The organism is Streptomyces sp. NPDC048197 (genome assembly GCF_043202395.1).
GTDB lineage: Bacteria > Actinomycetota > Actinomycetes > Streptomycetales > Streptomycetaceae > Streptomyces > Streptomyces siderophoricus.
This window is the reverse complement of record NZ_JBIDAJ010000021.1, coordinates 33,004-49,191: the sequence shown is the minus strand read 5'-3', so window position 1 is coordinate 49,191 and position 16,188 is coordinate 33,004. Positions and strand designations below refer to the sequence as shown.

Genomic DNA, 16,188 nt, shown 5'->3' with positions numbered 1-16,188 from the left:
CCGTGGCCCCGTGGCCCCGCGGGCCCGTGGCCCGGTGGCCCGGACGCTACTTGGCGCGAATCTCGAACGGCAGCGTCCGGTAGAAGAACGACGTGTCACCGGTGCCCACCGACACACCCGCGTCAACCTTGACCACGGGAGCGGAGTCCGCGACCGCCAGGCGCAGGCGGTAGACGGCGGTGGCGCCCGGCGCCAGCGGCGTCTTGGCGGTCGGGATGAGCTGGGCGCCCATACCGGGGTCGCAGCCACCGGGCAGCAGCGAGACGCGCTGCCAGCCGTGACCGGGCACGTACTGCTGGAGCACCAGGTCCTTCGGCTCCACGGCACGCCCGCTGCCCTGGCCGTAGGCGAAGTAGCCGGCGTTCAGTGCCGGGTAGGCCCGCTTGGTGGTGTTCTTGACCGCGAGGGTGAACTCCTGCGCCGCACCGCCCCGGGCCAGCGCGGCGCCGCGCGGCCAGCCCGTGATCGTGGTCGTCGGCCGGTCGACAACGGCGCTCCTGGCCGGCGCGCGGTAGGTGTGGCCGTGCCCGTCGTTGACCGAGGCGGCCACGGCCAGGCGGCCGGGCCGGTCGATGTCCTGTACGCGCAGGGCCACCGTGGCGGGGCGGCCGGCGCTCGCCGCCACCGAAACGGGGAAGGTGAACGTCCCCTTCTCCGGATGGTCGCTACCGACCGGCCGTTGGTCCAGATCGACCCAGCGGTGGGGCTTGGGAACGTAACGCTGGATCATGAGGGAGGCGGCGCTGAAGCCGTGCGTGGTGACGTCCAGGCGCACGGTGCCCTTGGAGACCGGCGTACGCAGGGTCACCCCGGAAGACGTCCACAACCCGACCGGCGCCTCCGAGGCGAGACTGTACGAGATCTTCTCCCCCGCTCTACCGGTGACGCCGGCAACCGGGCCAGCCGCTTCCACCGGCCCCGCGGACGCCATCCGTTCTGCGGCCGCACTCCGCACTGCGGACGTCGCCCCGGCTGCGGACGTCGCCCCGCCTGCGGACGTCGCCCCGCCTGCAGGAGCGCTCTTGGACGCAGTCACCGCAGCGCCGCAGCTCGCCACGGACCCGGACTGTGCTCCGCCAGCCACCTGAACGGGCGCGGCCTGCCCGGGAGCCGCTACCCCCACCACCAGAACCAGTCCGGCCGCAGCCGCCACCGTCGTACCCACTGCCGCCCGCCGCGCTCCCACGGCCCGTTGCGCTGCACGTGTCATATCTCGCCCCCACATCGAACGCGGACGCATCAGCTATGCGCCTCTGAGGAAGAGGAGGCACCCCAGCAGGACCGGGTTCCCGCAAACCCCGCCAAACCCCGGAAATTCACTGACATGGGTGCCCGACCGACATGATCCGCCCCACCCCACCCACCGCAGCTCCCCCACCCTCCGCAGCCACCGCTCGAAGGCCGGCCGGGAATGCCGCCAAAGATCAGCGTAACCAGCAAACGCCGTGAACAACACAAACGCCACCAAATCACCCCACCCTGACCGAGTCGTGAGAGCGGCTCGGACCCGGAAGTACAAGATCGGCGGGACCTACCGATATCGGCCGCACACGGTCATCCTGAAATGGCGGCCCGGTTCGGGCCCGTTCCCCGGAAGGAGCCCTGGCATGGACGGCTGGTACGTCGACGACCGCTGCACCAACTGCGACGTCGCCCGACAGTTCGCACCCGACCTGATCACCGAAGCCGACGGCACGTCGCAGATCATCCGCCAGCCCCGCGACGAGGCAGAGACCCGACGCTTACACGCCGCCGTCTTCGCCTGCCCCACCCGCTCGATCCGCCCGAGGGCCGGGCGACCCGACCAGTCCCTCGACCCCTTCCCGATGGCCCTGGACGACGGCGTCCTCATCTGCGGCCACAACTCCCAGCACACCGCCGGCGCAAACTCCTACCTCCTCCTACGGCCTTCCGGCTCGGTCATGATGATCGACACCCCCCGCTGGAGCCGTGAACTCGCGGCCCGCTACACCGCGTTGGGCCCCGTCACCGACGTACTGCTCACCCACCGCGACCACGTCGCCCACGGCCGCCGCTACGCGGACCACTTCGACGCCCGGCTGTGGATCCACGAAGGCGACCTCGACGCAGCACCGGACGCCGACCAGGTGATCCGCGGCCTCGAACCCGTCGAAATCGGCGAGGGGGTCACCGCCCACCCCCTGCCCGGCCACACCCAAGGCAGCGTTCTCTACCTCGCCGACGACCGCTACTGCTTCAGCGGAGACAGCTTCTACTGGTCCCGCACCACCGGCGATCTGGAGGTGGCCGAGAGCGTGACCTGGTACTCCATCGAGGAATTGGCCAACTCCCTTGCCAGGACGGCCCCACAGCTGCGATGCGAATGGGTCCTCCCCGGCCACGGCGACCGCCACCACCTCCCCGCCGACGAAATGTCCCAGCGCCTGCGAGCACTCACAGAACGCACCCGCCTACTCCACCCCCAGCCGATCGACTTCACCGCCGTCCGCTGGTAGGACAACGCCCGGCCGGCGGACCGCGGGGGCAAAACGAGCCGGCCAGGGATCACCTCCGTAAGGGGATCCGACCGCACTCACCCTCCCCTGCCCGGTCGAATGACCGTCAGGCTGAAGCGTCCCCCCGCGGCAGCGGCGTGTTGCAAGGCCGTGTTGGCGTCGGCAAGGTCGAAGGCGGTGACGTCGAACTGCCGCAGGTCCAGTTGTCCGGACCTTGCCAGCTGGATGAGTTGGGGGTTGGCGTGGCGGGGGCACAGCCACTGGCCGCGGAGGGTGATGTTGTTCCTCATGAGCCACGGGTATGGCAGTGCGAGGTCGTCGCCTCCCAGCATGCCGACGCCTCCCATGAGCACCACCGTCCCGTGCTCGCGGACCGTCATCATCGCCGCCCGTACCGCGGTCGTCGGGGCCGAAGGCGGCAGCAGATCCAGTACGACGTCGATCGGACCGGGCGCCGCCGCACGCATCCGGTCGCGGTCCGCCTCCTCATCACCCGACAACCGCACCGTCCTGATCCCGGGCCCGAAGCGGCGCTCCAGCTCATTGAGCATCTGCTCGTTCCGCCCCGGCGCGACGACGCTGCCCGCACCCATGGCCAGCGCGACCGCGACGGCGGCGCTCCCAAAATTGCCGGTGGCACCGCTGACCAGTACGGTCTGGCCGGCCTGCAGCCCGGCGGCGAGCAGTCCGCCGTACGGCACGAGAAGGACCGGGAGTGCACACCACCGGCCCGTGTCCGCCGCATCGATCGCACCGAGGGGAAAGACGTTCTCGGTCGGGACCAGCAGTTGCTCGGCGAACGAGCCGTGCCCGTAGTGTTCCTGCAAGCGCAGGCCGCCCTCCCCGCGGGCACTCAGGCCCTGGAGTGTGATGTCTGGGGTCAACGCATCGTCCCGCGCGCGAATGGTCGAATCACACAGCACCCAGTCACCTACGCGCAGCCGCGTCGAGTCCGGCCCCACGGCGCGCACCCGGCCCACCGCCCCGGTTCCGGGTATCACCGGCAGCGTGAGCAGATACTTGCGGTCCCCGCGGAACACCTCCGCGGCGTAGGGCAACACACCGGCCGCCACGACATCCACCACAACCTCGCCGGTCCCCATCACAGGGTCAGGCACGGTTTCGATCACCAACGACGACCCGAACTGCTTCAGAACTGCGGCTCGCATTTCTTTGACGGCCTCGCTTTCCTCTCGCCCTCGAAGAAGCCACCCGACGTGGCACCACGCCATCGTGAAAGCGCTTCCGGACCGCATCCAGACCAGGCTTCATCCCATTACCGGGCGCACCACCTTCCTGCGGGCCGGGGCTCAATGCAGGGCAGGCCGGGGAAGGTGCAGTGCAGCGAACGGATCGTTGGGGGGGGCGCATCCGCTCGTGCGTGCCCCGTGGGAGAGGATGCACGCTACTCGCACCAGCCAAGACCCTGTGGAGGCGCACAATGGGAGAGCCGGAACCGGTTGACCTGATTCACCTGGCAGACGCCGACGGCGACCAGTGCATCGTTCGTGTCACTGGACGTTCCCAGCCCGGCGTCCTGACTGGCCACGACACCTTGTGCGCCGACGTCCTGGTGTCCACCAGCTTCCTCGACGCACGTCTTGAGATCTGCCTCTTGCAGCAGGATCTCTCCACTTGGGAAGAGCAGCTCCAACGGCTGGTACCACGTGGCAACGCGGGACTGGGCGGCGGGCGAGGACTTGAGCTCGGCTTTCAGCTCAACGAGGACGAGTCCGTCGGGGTGACCCTCCACGACCCCGACCGGCTCTCCACGTTCTTCTGGATCCGGCCGCAAGATGACTGGATCCAGGACCACCGAGCCCGACTGGACCGAGTGCGGCAGGTCTGGCCGAGCGAGGTCATCGAGACGGCTCCCATGTCCTACGAGTGGAGCCCTAACCGTAGGAAGTGAGCGTCTCGGGAGGATGATGATCTGCATTCCGGCGAGTACTTCCTCCATTACTCCGTGCATGACTCCCTCCCTGCACAAGCGCAATTTGGCGCCGGACAGCCAAAGGGCAAGCAGCCGGGCAGTCGACTGGCGCCCCCGGAACGTCCGGGGCAAGGCAGCAGGCGCACAATGTGGGCGAGGCGACCGTTGAGGGCGCGTGGGGGCGGTACGAAGGGGGCGGTGGGATGGGAAACCGGATATCCCAGGAGCCACGGGAGTTACGGGAGCCAGGGAAGTCAGGGGCCCGGCGCGGGTGGCGGTTCCTGCTGCCTGTCGGGTTCGGTCTGGTGCTCCTCCTGTTGTCTGCAGGGATGTTCGCCACCGTGCCGGGCGAGTTGGCGACGAGGGACGCGTATGCCGCGGCGCCGCCCTGCCCGGCCGGCTCCCGGTCGGATGCGTGCACGACGACGGTTCCGGCGATCGTCAAGGGCAAGCAGGACGAGCCCAGCGGCAAGACCGTCCACCACTGGCTGCTCGTTACCGAACGAGGCACAGACACCGACCGGAGTGTGCGGCCTGTGCGGCCTGTGCGGCGAGTACGGATGGCCGGGTCGGAACCGGTGTACGACTCCGTGCGGGCCGGCGACGAGGTGAAGCTGACGTACTGGCGGGGTGAGATCCGCACCGTGCGATTCCGTACCGCCGCTCAGGAGACCTGGGAGTCTCCGGAGGGCAACTGGCGCTTCCCGCTGGGCGCCGGCCTCTTTCTGCTGCCCTTCGCGCTGATGGTGTGGTGGCTCATCTGGTGGCACCGCTGCCGTTACACCTCCACAATGCACCCCAGGCTCTGGCAGCTCACCGTGGCTACGGTGACCGGGATCGTCGTGAGTTGCATCGGCATTTTTGCGAGCATGGCCGGCCGCGACGTACCGGACGCCGTCCTGATCACGGCGGCCGCTGTGCTGCCGGCCGCGGGCCTGGGCGCGTTGTGCGCCTGGGGTCAGCAGCGACGTACGAACCGCGCTGTCGCGACCGTCAGCAGCACCGTTCCGGTGCCGCCGACGGACAAGCGGTGCCTGCGCGCGGCCGTGCTCGGAGACGTTCCCTACAGCGTGGACGGCTTCGACCACCTGGTGGTGGGAGACGGCCGGCCGGCAACCACACCGGATCCCGATGGGCGCGTCGCCCGCAGAACGCTTCCGGAGACGCTGGTCGTGCAGCACGTCCGAGCGCTTCAGCCGGATGACCCGCAGTTCTGGAAGCAGGCCTTCAAGTACGACGCAGCCGTCATCGAATGCCGGGACGGTGACCACACCGTTCTCATCGCCATTGCCCGGCGTGACGCCCCCCTTGCCCTCGGCGCGCTGGTCACCCCGTCCTCACCTTCCCCCACCATGACCGGCTCCGGGCAGCACAAGCACCTCGACGAACGCCACTCCTGCGCGAACGAACACCACACCTCCGCAAACGCCGGGCGCACCGACGGCGCGTAGGGCTGCCCCGCTCTACGGCAATGGGTCAGCTCGCCGGTCGTGTCTCGACGGGCTTGTAGGATCGGTCAATCGTGAGGAACTCAGTAGGAAATGCGGGCCAGTTGACCCACGGGAAGAATTACGCCCTTACCAGTGACGAAGACGAGAACGACTTCTGGGGCTCTGCGCAGGACGCCAGGGGGTTCTTTTCTCCCTTGGAGGAAGAGGGCTGGCGCCAGGTGGAATTCGTGGGGAGTGCGCCACAGGGTGGGCTATTGGCCTGCCTGGATCATGTCGGCGGGCGCCGCGCGGTGGCGGGAAACGCGTATCTGGATGTGCTCGATGCCGAAGGCGTCAGCATGGGGTCCTACTTCGTGAACGACGTCACCGTGATCTCCGTCCGGCCTTCACCTATGGGTGCGGATCTGGTCGATGTCACGATGCGCATGTGGTGCGACCAGGCCATGCCCGGTTCGGGCTGGGTCTGGGAGTTGATCCGTGCAGGTCGGCTGACCCGTACCGGCCTGTGGCAGGAACTGGATGCTGCTGGTCGACGCGCATGGCTGTCAGTTGCTCTGTGGTCGCACCGCTACCAACGCCGCGGGAATCCGGATGCGCCGGCGGGGACGGTATTCACGATGGACGGCCGGCACATCGTGGACGTGGACAGTTTCTATTGCGCGCTCGGTGAGGCGATCAACGGCCCGGGCGGATATTTCGGGTGGAATCTCGACGCGGTGGACGACTGCCTCAGAGGCCGTTGGGGCGCCACTCCTCCGTTCACCCTGGAATGGCAGCACTCCACCGTCGCCCGGACCCGCCTGGTGGACCATCCCACGGTTCAGGAGGTCACCGCGGAGGACACGGCGGAGGGCGCTACCGAGGACGGCGCCACCCTGTTCGCACTTCTCCTGGAGATCTTCGAAGAGCGTGGCGTCGAGGTCATCCTGAATTGAGGACAGGCCCGAGGGAGGACAGGCTGCAGCGAGGACAGGGCCCCGGTGGCAACCGGGGGCGTGGCGCTCGTCGTTCACGAATGGTGGTGTTACGCCGCAGCGCCTCCCGAAGACGGCCCGACGGGGACGGGCACACACCACGTCCGTTACAGCCCCGCCTCCGTTACAACGGAGGGTGATCCGGCACGGGAGAGGCAGCGACCTCGTCGTCAAGGATCTGCTCCCGCGCAGCGGTGGTCATCTTGTTGAGGGCAATGGCCTGGGCAAGAAGCTCACCGGCAGGGGGCGGATTCGTCAGCAGGTCGTCGGATTCGAGTGTCGGGAGGGCCTGCCTGATCAGACGCTGCGCCTCGGGAGTCCTGGGTACCGCATCGGCCTTGAGGAGATTGAGCATCGTCTCCAACGCCTCGGCCAGTTCGCGGACCGCGTCCCGCAGTTCGTCCGTATCGGGGCATTCATCGTTCATGTCATAACGATCCCGGGTCGGCCGCAGATATGCCAGAGCGCCCACCGAATCCAGCCACGGCGCGTTGGCGATTCGCCTGGGAACACGTGCCCGAGAGACACCGCCCGAGTGGGCCAGTGATGGGAATGGTTGGGCGCGTCGGTGGCATGAGGCACATCTGCCATGATCACACTCAGACACACCGCACGCTCCACGGCACGTACAGGCGCGAACCAGCTGAGGTCAACTCCGCACGAAGGACGACGACATGGCAGACCACACCAATGACAACGTGGCAACCGCCGCTCGGGAGGCAGCAACTGCAGCAACTGCAGCAACGGTCGACCCGGCCCAGGCACGCATTCCCGACACCCCGGCCGGCGGCACAGTCATCCTGCTCAACGGTACGTCCAGCTCAGGCAAGTCAAGCATCGCCCAGGCACTTCTGGACATGCTCGACGGCACGTGGTTCCACATGCCCGTTGACGCCTTTCACGCGATGCGCTGCAAGGGCCAGATATCCGACGAGGACCTCCAGGCCGAGATCGACCGCACCTGTAAGGGCTTTCACCGGGCGGTCGCCGGCATGGCTGCCGGCGGCAACAACCTCGTCGTCGACTATCCGCTCAGCCGCCGCTGGCGGCTGCTGGACCTCCTCGATGTGCTGGTGCCCGAAGACACCATCCTGATCGCGGTGCGCTGTCCGCTGCCCGAGTTGGAGCGCCGCGAGCGCGACCGCGGCGACCGACAGCTGGGACTGGCCGCCATGCAGTACGACCAGGTGCACTCCCACGAACTGCACGACCTCGACGTGGACAGTGGCCTCCTCTCCCCCGAGGAATGCGCCCGTCGCATCCGTGACTTCGTTCCAGGGCGACTGCGGCCCACCGCTTTCGAGAGGCTCCGACAGACACTGCGGAATCCCACCTGACCGTCGGCGGAAAGCGCGCCCCGTCTGGTCAGGACCAGCCAAGGCCAGCAAGGGCAGCAAGGCCATCAAGGGCAGCCAAGAACATCAGGGCACCAACGCCCACGGCACCAAGGCACCAAGGCACCAAGGCACCAAGGCACCAAGGCAATCGTCCGCCCGGGGCTTCAGTTCTGGTTCACCGGCCAGACCGCCGCCGGGTCGCAGTGGGCCGGGCAGGCCAGCAGATACACCTCGTTCGCGAGGAAGAGGTTGTAGGTGTCGGCTCCCACGCTGTAGGGCTGCTCCGGTAGCCCGGGATGGACGGCGAATTCCATCCCTTCCGGCACCTGGCAGACATACACCAAGTCCGCTCCGCACGCGCACGTGTAGTACTCGGGGCCCTGGGCCCAGGAGGGTGTACCACCCACCTTGAAGAACCCGGCTCCACGTCCCTCCGCTTCGGGGGTGTCTGTGAACGACTGGAGCATCAACGGGAGAGCACGCACGGACGGTTCGGCCTCCGCGGCCGGCAGTACAGCATGCCTCTGCAGCAGCACGCGCCAGAACGGACGCGGGTACGGCGGCTGCGGAGCGTCCCAGTACCGGGGTACGAGCCGGCCGTCGGACAACTCGGGTTCGGACGCGTCATTGTGTGCCCGGCAGTGGAAAACCAGCAGATGGTCTCCGCCGAAATGCTCTACCTGGAAGGGGATGTCGAACTGGAAAAACAGGGCCATCCGCTCCCCGCAAAAACACTCGGGCCACTCCTGGCCGTCGGCGAGGAAGGCCCAGCCACCCACGGAGTTCCGCATCGGCCGGTCCAGCGGCTCGGTTCCCACCTCAATCGCATAGGCAGGCAGCGCTGCCTGCACGCCCCTCACATCACGTTCGACCATGCGCTCACCTTAAGGGCTGCCGTGGGCCCTCCCCGCTGCTTGGTGCTGCTCACGCGTTCCGACAGCGGGTGTGCTCATCCCCTCCTGCAGGGAACGGAGGAGAGCAGCGCAGCCAAGCCAATCAGGACCTGGGACCAGGATCAGGATCAGGATTCCGGACCGTTCCAATCTAGGACAGTAATCGTCCTAGATCTGCGTCAGACTGAGCTGCATGACGACATTCCGTGGCCTTGCCACCATCCGCTATCACGCCGACAGTCTGGACGCCGCCCGTGCCTGGTACACCGAAGTACTCGGCGTGGAGCCGTACTTCGTACGCGAGGAATACATTGAGTTCCGGCTCGGTGACCACCTGCAGGAGTTCGGTATCTCGCGTACTCCGTCCGCGCCTGCCGGCGTGGTCGCGTACTGGCATGTGGACGATGTCGACGCGGAGATGGCGCGACTGCTGAAGCTCGGTGCGAAGGAACATGAGCCGTTGCGCGACTACGGCGACTTCCGGGCCGGCGCGGTGCTCGACCCGTTCGGCAACATCCTCGGCGTGATGCACAACCCGCACTACGTGCAGATGCAGGCACTGGACCAGAGCGGCCGCGCAGCTTCCGGCAGCTGATGACGCCCCGCGCCATGTGGCGCACGGTGGGCCGGTGGCCGCGTCGTGGCGTTCCGGTCCGGGACGGGGACGCCACGACGCACAGCAGGGAACGACGTAGCCGGCGTGGACCGATCTACCGGAAGGCGGCGGCGTTCCGCGCGGCCCACTCGTGGAAGCCGTGCGGGGGCCGCCCGAGCGTCCGCTCGACGTCGGGACTGACCCGCCGTTCCTCCGAGGTCGGCTCACCCAGAATCGCCAGCGTTCCCTCGACGACCGGCAGCGGCATGAACTGTGCCATCTGCGCATGGGCCTCCTCGCGGGTCTGTTCCACGAAGCGGACCGGTTCCCCCAGCACCTCGGCGAGCGCCGCCGCGCGTTCGCGCGGGGTGACCGGCGCCGGTCCGGTGAGGGTGTACGTCGCGCCGTCATGCCCCTGCTCACGCAGAGCGGCGGCACCGACCGCGGCGACGTCGTCCGGGTCGATGAAGGGCAGGCCGACATCACCGAACGGAGCGGCGGCGGTGCGGTGGAGCCGGACCGGCTCCGCCCAGGCGAGGGCGTTCGACGCCATACCGCCGGAGCGCAGAACGGTCCATTCCAGCCCCGATCCGCGCACCGCCGCCTCGAACCTGCCCGCATGCGCGTAGACCTCCGGCCGGGTCCCCGCCCCCTGGCTGGACAGCAGAACGAGCCTGCGGACCCCCGCAGACTTGGCCACCGCCACGATCCCCTGCGGATCCTCCCCGGCCACCAGGAGAAACACCGCCTCCGCCCCGTCGAGCGCAGGCCGCAAGCTCTCGACGTCCCCCAGGTCTGCGGCGACCACGCGCACACCCTGAGGAACGTCAGCCTCGGTGATGCGACGGGCCACAGCCGTGACCCGTTCCCCCGCCTCGGCCAGCATCCGTACCAGCGTCCGTCCCACATTGCCCGTAGCGCCCGTAACGACGATCACGACGACCCCCATAGGTGAGTAAGTAAGCGAGTAAGCAAGGAGCATGAGTTAGTTAGTTGACTGACTCACTGATGGGAACGTAGCACATCTCCCGGCCTATAGTTAGTCGGGTGACCAACTCACAGAGTGCGAGAGTGAAGAACGCCGGTGCCAAACGGCAGCGTCTGATGGCCGCTGCCGCCCAGGTGGTGCACCAGCAGGGCGCCGAACGCACCACCATCGCCGACATCGCGCGCGCCGCCGATGTCCAAGTGGGCAACGTCTACTACTACTTCAAGACCAAGGACGAACTGGTCGCCGCGGCGCTCACCGAACACACCCGTCAGCTGGAGTCCCTCACCGGCGAGCTGGACCGGCTGCCCGATCCGCGTGAGCGGCTCAAGTCCCTCGTACGGGGCTGGGTCGGGCAGCGTGACCTCGCGGCCCGCTACGGCTGCCCCACCGGGACGCTCGCCACCGAGCTGGACAAGCGCGCAGAGGGCGGGCTGGACAAGGAGGCGGGCAAGGTCATCCGGCTGCTGCTGGACTGGGTGGCGAGCCAGTTCCGGGAGCTGGACCTGCCCGATCCCGACGGACTCGCGCTGGCCCTGGTGGGCGCGTACCAAGGCATGTCCCTGCTGGCCAACGCACTGCGGGACCCCAAGATCATGGTCAAGGAAGGCGACCGCTTGATCGCGTGGCTGGACACCCTCTGAACGGTGGGGCCCTCTGGCGCTGGGCGCGGTGGCTCAGGTGAGGGGGAATTCCGGTGGCAGGCCGAGGGCGGCGGCGACCTGGCGCCAGATAGCGGTCAGGGCGGCGTTCAGGGAGACGGTGGGGTCGGCCATCATCAGACGGATGCCGTAGCCGTCGCTCAGGGCGAGTACGAGTGTGCTGAGCTCGTCCACGTCGGTCGGGGTGAACTCGCCGGAGTCGATGCCCCGTTGCGCTGCTCCCGCGACCCATTGGTGGAGCTGGGCGTACAGGTCGACGGCGAAGGTGCGGGTCGGCTCGTCGCGTAGTGCCCGCACCCACAGTTCCTGCCACAGCCGCCAGTCCTGCTGCAGTTCCGGGTCGGTCGGCAGCAGGCTGCGGACGATGCGGGCGAGGATGACCGCGGCGGGGACGGTCTCCGCGTCGTGCTCCAGATCGACGGCGGAGTGGGCGAAGGAATGGGTCATCGCCTCGGTGAAGAGCTTCTCGCGGGTGTCGAAGTGGTAGTGCAGCAGCGCCGTGGACACCCCGGCGCGTTCCGCCACCATCCGCATCCTGATCTTCTCGAAGCCGATCTCGGCGATGGCCTGGCACGCGGCGGACAGGATGCGCTCACGGGTCTCCTCCGTGCGCCCCTTGGTCTCCACGCGGTATCCCCCCTGCTCGTCGGGTCGGTACGTCGTGACCATCCTCCCTCACCAGCACATGAGCGGCGCGCCCGCCTCGCCCGCCCGTCTTGCCCGGCCCACTTTGCTGTGCAGTCGCCAGCTCCTCGACCACTGGTAATTGCGTTGTCGATGTGACGTGACTCGGTCAGGATCTCGGACCATGAACCGGCCCTCTGCCATCCTCCGCTCGGACCAGGTCGAGCTGCGCCGTTGGCGCACGCACGACATCGAGATCCTGGACCGGTTGGTCAACGAGTCACGCGACCACTTGCTGCCCTGGATGCCCTTCGCGGCCAGTCACAACCGGAAGCAGGGCGAAGAGTTCCTGGCCCGGTGCGAGGAGGAGTGGGCGACGGGGCGGACGTACTGCTACGCGATCACCTCGGGCGGTGTGGAGGTCGGCAGCTGCAGTCTGATGCGCCGGATCGGGCCGGGCGGGCTGGAGATCGGTTATTGGCTCCACCCTGGTTGGACGGGGAAGGGATTGGCCACCATGGCGGCTGGTGTGCTGGTCGCGGCGGGACGTCGACTGCCCGGCATCGACCGCATCGAGATCCATCACGACGAGGCCAACCCCGCCAGCGGGGCCGTCGCCCGGCGCCTGGGCTTCACCGAAATCGGGCGGGTCCTACTGCCGGACGGGCCGGAGACCCCGCACGAGACGGGCATCGATGTCATCTGGCGCCTGAAGATCCACCCCTCGCCCTCACACTCGCCCTCACCGAACACCTGCACCTGCGCCGGCACCGACACCGGCACTGGCACCTGCACCTGCCGCTGCCGCTGCTGACCGTATGTGTACGTAGGCGAGGAGGCCCGCCACCCTTGAGGGCGGCGGGCGTCCCGGGGGTACGGGCCGCCGACCCGCCGCCGGCCCGCGCCCTCCGTCCTCAGCTCAGCGACGAGGCGGACGGGACGACGACGCCGTACAGGTCGGCGATCGTCGCGAGTGCGCCGTGGTGGAGCTGTGCGGCGGATACGTCGGCCACCGTCGTTTGCAGGGGCCGCGTCGCGCAGGCGTCGGCGACGACGGTGGGCCGGTTGCCGCGCAGGAACGCGCCGGCGGCGGTGAAGACCACGCACATGTGGGTCATGAACCCGGCGATGATGACGTCCTTGTTCCCGGCGGCATCGACATGGTCACCCAGGTCGGTGTCGTGGAACGCGTTGGGCGTGGGCTTGACGACGACGGGCTCGCCCTCGACTGGCGCCACGCGTGAGTGGATCTGGCCGATCTCTGCACGGATGTCGTACGGAGTTCCCTCACCGGCGTCGTTGATGACGTGGATGATCTTCGCCCCCGCGTTACGGGCTCGGGCCACCAGGGTGGCACCGGCGTCGAGAGCTTCCTGCCAACCTGTCAGCTCCAACACACCACGGGTGTAGGTGTTTTGGTAGTCGATCAGGATCAGTGTCGCGGCGGCCAGCGATGCCGGCGTCTGATCGAAGCCGCTGAGTTCCCGCAGAGTTGTCGTAGACATTGCTGCACTTTCTCGGGGTGGGTGTCGAAGGTTCGGGCCGCCGCGCGATGGCACAGCCCACGCTACGGAGCCGCCCCACATGGCGGCAATGTCATGTAACTTGCAGATACAGACACCCACTTACCTCATCCCCGTATCGCCTTGCCTCAACTCGCATCGCATCGCCTCGCCTGGCAGCGTCTGGCCTGGCATCGCCTCGCATCCCCGTTGCCGACCCGGCGGAGACCCCTTGAGCAGTTCGAGCAACAGCAGCAGAGCCGGCAGCAGCACCACCGGCAGCAGCAGCGTCAAACGGCTCATCGTCGTCCTTCTCTTCGACGGCGTTGACCTGCTGGACGTCACCGGTCCCGCGGAGGTCTTCGCCCTGCTGCAACGGGAGACGGGCGACGCGGCGGGCTACCACGTCGTGCTGGCCGCCGAAACCATGGACCCGGTTACCACCTCGGCCGGGGTGCGCGTCCTTCCGGACATCACCTTCGGGGAAGCCGCGGCGAGGAGCATCGACACCCTGATGGTCCCGGGCTCGGTCGAGGTCGACGACCAGCGCCGCGTTCAGGCCCTCACCGACCCCACGGTGGTCCGATGGGTGCAGAAGCTCGCCGGTCGGACGCGGCGCATCGCCTCCGTTTGCGTGGGAGCGCATATCCTCGCAGCCGCCGGGCTGCTGGACGGAAGGCGCGCCACGACCCACTGGTCGACCGCGCAGCAGCTCGCCGCCGACCACCCCTCGATCGAGGTCGACGCCGACCCGATTTTCATCCGCGATCAGAACGTGTGGACCGGCGCGGGCATCACCGCCTGCCTTGATCTCTCACTCGCCCTTGTCGCCGAGGATTTCGGCGAGGCCATCGCCCTTCGCGTCGCCCGGCAGCTCGTGATGTACCTGAAGCGCCCGAGCGGTCAGAGCCAGTTCAGCGTCCCGACCGAACCCGTCTCCACCACGCGGCGCATGGACGATCTCCGCCACCACATCACGCAGAACCTCGCCGAACCCCTCACCGTCGCCGATCTCGCCGACCACGCCCACGTGAGCGAACGCCAGCTGACCCGGATCTTCAAGACCGAACTCGGCATGACGCCGGCGTCCTACCTCGAATCGGCCCGCGTCGAAGTGGCCCGAAACCGACTCGAGTCCACGGATGACACCCTCGAACGCATCGCATCCGCCTGCGGCTTCCATACGACCGACACCCTCATCCGCGCATTCCGCCGCAAGCTCAACACGACACCGACGGAGTACCGCAATCGGTTCCGGCATACCGGATAGCGGACCTCGCAGGCGCGAAGCGCGGCGCTGGTGATTCGTGGAGGCATGTCTTGCGGGGCGGCGCGGGCACCGCGGAGGCGCCGCCCTCGTTGATGAGGCCGAATTGCCGGGGAGTGTTTGTGGGGTGTGGCCCTTCACACGGGCTGAGGAATGGGCGCCCGGCCCAGGCCGGCCATGCCGCTTGGTTCCGCGCGGCCGGAACCGTTCTGGGCGGGAGCACGGGCCCCACCCAGAACGGCCTTAGGGACCCACCAGTCCCTTGCGCGCCCTACGCACGCAAGGCGACTCTATGCCGGAGAATTTAACGGGACATCAACGGATCGGCAGGATCGTGATAACACGTCAGCCATTCTCGCGCCGGCACACGAGGGAACGCTGGCCCGAATTAGCCGCCGCTTAAAGGAGCTCGCCTAGGCTGAGCCCCGCATGCTATCCCTGCAGGCCTACGCATGCAGGCCTACGCATGCAGGCCCACGTATGCAGGCCTATGTATGCAGGCTTACGGCGGCATGCCTATATCCGCATGCTTATGTTCGCGTCCCGAGGAGGAGAGGTCCATGAGTGCATTTCGCCGCAGCGCGTCCCTGTTGGTGGCTGGGTTTACCGCCCTGCTGACCGTGTCAGCGGCCGTCGAACCCGCGGTGGCCGCCGACCCGGCTCGTCAGCCCCTCACCTGCGCACCGTCGACGGCGGGCTCGTTCCTGCTGTGCAACGTCGAACGCAACTTCTCCGACACCTGGGACGGGCGTGCGCTGTTCCGCCTGACCTCGGCCGCCGCACGTACTGGGGAAGGCACTTACTTCCTGTATGTGCCGGCCACCGCGGCCGTCCAGAGCATTCCCCACAACGGCCCAGAGGTGCCGTCCGACTGGCGTGCTGTGCTGTTCACCATGCCGCGTTCGGAACACCGGGTGGAAGTCCGCTTCGGCGATATCGACCGTCCCGAGGCAGCCGAGCCGGTCGCCTGGGTGGAGGAAATCCCGGCAGGCTGAGCGCACTCGGGGCACAGCGGGCTGTCAGACCCGCGGATTACTGCCACAATTCCGAGAGAGTGTTATTGGTCGGCGTCTCCCTGAGGCACCGAGGCTGGCCCACGCCTCGGACCCCGTGAGATAACTCAGGCGGCGAACCAGGGAACACGGCAGGCGTGCGGTGCCATACCTTCCGGGCACATGGTCTGGAGTACCGTCTTGCGGATCGCACGCCAGGTCCGCAGGGAGCACGCCAACTGGACGCGCAGCTCGGCCAGTTCACGCGTTCCGCTGTTCTGACCGGGGTGTTCCCAGGCCCACTGGTCCGCCAGCAGGTCGTACATGTCGGCGGCCGTGATATCGCTCCCCGGAAGCGTGTGGTGGACGGCCTCACCGAGGATCCGGGCGCTCCGGGAACCGACAGCTTCGCCGATGATTCCCCTGACCCAGGCCAGCCCCTGCTCATCCGCGTACAAGCCGAATCTCAGGGTGCGCGTCCTCATCGCCTCAA

At 68.0% G+C, this 16,188-nt stretch carries 18 protein-coding genes; 10 read left to right on the top strand and 8 right to left on the bottom strand.

Annotated features, from left to right (window positions below; translation table 11 throughout):
* Positions 1-46 precede the first annotated feature (46 nt).
* Positions 47-808, bottom strand: a complete 762-nt coding sequence (locus ACGF4C_RS25420; protein WP_393569116.1) for a hypothetical protein — start codon at positions 806-808, stop codon at positions 47-49.
* Between the two features lie 799 nt (positions 809-1,607).
* On the opposite strand from ACGF4C_RS25420, the gene ACGF4C_RS25415 reads away from it, so the two are divergent.
* Positions 1,608-2,477: an MBL fold metallo-hydrolase gene (locus tag ACGF4C_RS25415; RefSeq protein ID WP_393569115.1), complete on the top strand. Its 870-nt coding sequence runs from the start codon at positions 1,608-1,610 to the stop codon at positions 2,475-2,477.
* Positions 2,478-2,554: 77 nt separating this feature from the next.
* Here ACGF4C_RS25415 and ACGF4C_RS25410 read toward each other — a convergent pair whose 3' ends face one another.
* Positions 2,555-3,646 (bottom strand): alcohol dehydrogenase catalytic domain-containing protein, encoded by a 1,092-nt coding sequence (locus ACGF4C_RS25410; protein WP_393569199.1) that lies wholly within the window; start codon positions 3,644-3,646, stop codon positions 2,555-2,557.
* Between the two features lie 272 nt (positions 3,647-3,918).
* Here ACGF4C_RS25410 and ACGF4C_RS25405 point away from each other — a divergent pair, with 272 nt between their 5' ends.
* The 3 genes from ACGF4C_RS25405 to ACGF4C_RS25395 all read left to right on the top strand — a co-directional run bounded on the left by ACGF4C_RS25405 (position 3,919) and on the right by ACGF4C_RS25395 (position 6,796).
* Positions 3,919-4,389, top strand: a complete 471-nt coding sequence (locus tag ACGF4C_RS25405; protein ID WP_393569114.1) for a DUF5959 family protein — start codon at positions 3,919-3,921, stop codon at positions 4,387-4,389.
* 350 nt (positions 4,390-4,739) lie between these two features.
* A complete protein-coding gene (locus ACGF4C_RS25400; protein ID WP_393569113.1) occupies positions 4,740-5,861 on the top strand; it encodes a hypothetical protein in 1,122 nt (373 codons plus the stop codon).
* 101 nt (positions 5,862-5,962) lie between these two features.
* Entirely contained in the window at positions 5,963-6,796 is an 834-nt protein-coding gene (locus ACGF4C_RS25395; RefSeq protein ID WP_393569112.1) for a barstar family protein, read from the top strand.
* A gap of 163 nt (positions 6,797-6,959) precedes the next feature.
* On the opposite strand, the gene ACGF4C_RS25390 is transcribed toward ACGF4C_RS25395, so the two are convergent.
* Positions 6,960-7,262, bottom strand: a complete 303-nt coding sequence (locus ACGF4C_RS25390; RefSeq protein WP_393569111.1) for a hypothetical protein — start codon at positions 7,260-7,262, stop codon at positions 6,960-6,962.
* Positions 7,263-7,509: 247 nt separating this feature from the next.
* Here ACGF4C_RS25390 and ACGF4C_RS25385 point away from each other — a divergent pair, with 247 nt between their 5' ends.
* Positions 7,510-8,172: an AAA family ATPase gene (locus tag ACGF4C_RS25385; protein ID WP_393569110.1), complete on the top strand. Its 663-nt coding sequence runs from the start codon at positions 7,510-7,512 to the stop codon at positions 8,170-8,172.
* 164 nt (positions 8,173-8,336) lie between these two features.
* Here the strand turns inward: ACGF4C_RS25385 and ACGF4C_RS25380 are convergent, their stop codons facing one another.
* Positions 8,337-9,047: a hypothetical protein gene (locus ACGF4C_RS25380; protein WP_393569109.1), complete on the bottom strand. Its 711-nt coding sequence runs from the start codon at positions 9,045-9,047 to the stop codon at positions 8,337-8,339.
* 211 nt (positions 9,048-9,258) lie between these two features.
* Between ACGF4C_RS25380 and ACGF4C_RS25375 the strand changes: the two genes are divergently transcribed.
* On the top strand, positions 9,259-9,660 hold the full coding sequence (locus ACGF4C_RS25375) for a VOC family protein (RefSeq protein ID WP_393569108.1): 402 nt from the start codon (positions 9,259-9,261) through the stop codon (positions 9,658-9,660).
* A gap of 115 nt (positions 9,661-9,775) precedes the next feature.
* Here the strand turns inward: ACGF4C_RS25375 and ACGF4C_RS25370 are convergent, their stop codons facing one another.
* Positions 9,776-10,597 (bottom strand): SDR family oxidoreductase, encoded by an 822-nt coding sequence (locus ACGF4C_RS25370; protein WP_393569107.1) that lies wholly within the window; start codon positions 10,595-10,597, stop codon positions 9,776-9,778.
* A gap of 167 nt (positions 10,598-10,764) precedes the next feature.
* Between ACGF4C_RS25370 and ACGF4C_RS25365 the strand changes: the two genes are divergently transcribed.
* Complete coding sequence (locus ACGF4C_RS25365; RefSeq protein WP_393569198.1) at positions 10,765-11,292, top strand: TetR/AcrR family transcriptional regulator; 528 nt, start codon at positions 10,765-10,767, stop codon at positions 11,290-11,292.
* 33 nt (positions 11,293-11,325) lie between these two features.
* Here ACGF4C_RS25365 and ACGF4C_RS25360 read toward each other — a convergent pair whose 3' ends face one another.
* Positions 11,326-11,937, bottom strand: coding sequence for a TetR/AcrR family transcriptional regulator (locus ACGF4C_RS25360; protein WP_393569106.1), 612 nt, complete (start codon positions 11,935-11,937; stop codon positions 11,326-11,328).
* Between the two features lie 181 nt (positions 11,938-12,118).
* Here ACGF4C_RS25360 and ACGF4C_RS25355 point away from each other — a divergent pair, with 181 nt between their 5' ends.
* Complete coding sequence (locus ACGF4C_RS25355; RefSeq protein ID WP_393569105.1) at positions 12,119-12,748, top strand: GNAT family N-acetyltransferase; 630 nt, start codon at positions 12,119-12,121, stop codon at positions 12,746-12,748.
* A 100-nt stretch (positions 12,749-12,848) separates the two neighbouring features.
* Here the strand turns inward: ACGF4C_RS25355 and ACGF4C_RS25350 are convergent, their stop codons facing one another.
* Positions 12,849-13,439: a cysteine hydrolase family protein gene (locus tag ACGF4C_RS25350; protein WP_393569104.1), complete on the bottom strand. Its 591-nt coding sequence runs from the start codon at positions 13,437-13,439 to the stop codon at positions 12,849-12,851.
* A gap of 298 nt (positions 13,440-13,737) precedes the next feature.
* On the opposite strand from ACGF4C_RS25350, the gene ACGF4C_RS25345 reads away from it, so the two are divergent.
* Both ACGF4C_RS25345 and ACGF4C_RS25340 read left to right on the top strand, forming a co-directional pair.
* Complete coding sequence (locus tag ACGF4C_RS25345) at positions 13,738-14,706, top strand: GlxA family transcriptional regulator (RefSeq protein WP_393569197.1); 969 nt, start codon at positions 13,738-13,740, stop codon at positions 14,704-14,706.
* Positions 14,707-15,263: 557 nt separating this feature from the next.
* Complete coding sequence (locus tag ACGF4C_RS25340; protein WP_393569103.1) at positions 15,264-15,698, top strand: hypothetical protein; 435 nt, start codon at positions 15,264-15,266, stop codon at positions 15,696-15,698.
* A 125-nt stretch (positions 15,699-15,823) separates the two neighbouring features.
* On the opposite strand, the gene ACGF4C_RS25335 is transcribed toward ACGF4C_RS25340, so the two are convergent.
* On the bottom strand, positions 15,824-16,180 hold the full coding sequence (locus ACGF4C_RS25335) for a hypothetical protein (protein WP_393569102.1): 357 nt from the start codon (positions 16,178-16,180) through the stop codon (positions 15,824-15,826).
* Positions 16,181-16,188: the final 8 nt, after the last annotated feature.

Coding starts and splice junctions, on each gene's coding strand:
- ACGF4C_RS25415 (WP_393569115.1), top strand. CDS start 1,608: ATGGACGGCTGGTACGTCGACGACCGCTGCACCAACTGCGACGTCGCC.
- ACGF4C_RS25410 (WP_393569199.1), bottom strand. CDS start 3,646: ATGCGAGCCGCAGTTCTGAAGCAGTTCGGGTCGTCGTTGGTGATCGAA.
- ACGF4C_RS25405 (WP_393569114.1), top strand. CDS start 3,919: ATGGGAGAGCCGGAACCGGTTGACCTGATTCACCTGGCAGACGCCGAC.
- ACGF4C_RS25400 (WP_393569113.1), top strand. CDS start 4,740: ATGTTCGCCACCGTGCCGGGCGAGTTGGCGACGAGGGACGCGTATGCC.
- ACGF4C_RS25390 (WP_393569111.1), bottom strand. CDS start 7,262: ATGAACGATGAATGCCCCGATACGGACGAACTGCGGGACGCGGTCCGC.
- ACGF4C_RS25385 (WP_393569110.1), top strand. CDS start 7,510: ATGGCAGACCACACCAATGACAACGTGGCAACCGCCGCTCGGGAGGCA.
- ACGF4C_RS25380 (WP_393569109.1), bottom strand. CDS start 9,047: ATGGTCGAACGTGATGTGAGGGGCGTGCAGGCAGCGCTGCCTGCCTAT.
- ACGF4C_RS25375 (WP_393569108.1), top strand. CDS start 9,259: ATGACGACATTCCGTGGCCTTGCCACCATCCGCTATCACGCCGACAGT.
- ACGF4C_RS25365 (WP_393569198.1), top strand. CDS start 10,765: ATGGCCGCTGCCGCCCAGGTGGTGCACCAGCAGGGCGCCGAACGCACC.
- ACGF4C_RS25355 (WP_393569105.1), top strand. CDS start 12,119: ATGAACCGGCCCTCTGCCATCCTCCGCTCGGACCAGGTCGAGCTGCGC.
- ACGF4C_RS25350 (WP_393569104.1), bottom strand. CDS start 13,439: ATGTCTACGACAACTCTGCGGGAACTCAGCGGCTTCGATCAGACGCCG.
- ACGF4C_RS25340 (WP_393569103.1), top strand. CDS start 15,264: ATGAGTGCATTTCGCCGCAGCGCGTCCCTGTTGGTGGCTGGGTTTACC.
- ACGF4C_RS25335 (WP_393569102.1), bottom strand. CDS start 16,180: ATGAGGACGCGCACCCTGAGATTCGGCTTGTACGCGGATGAGCAGGGG.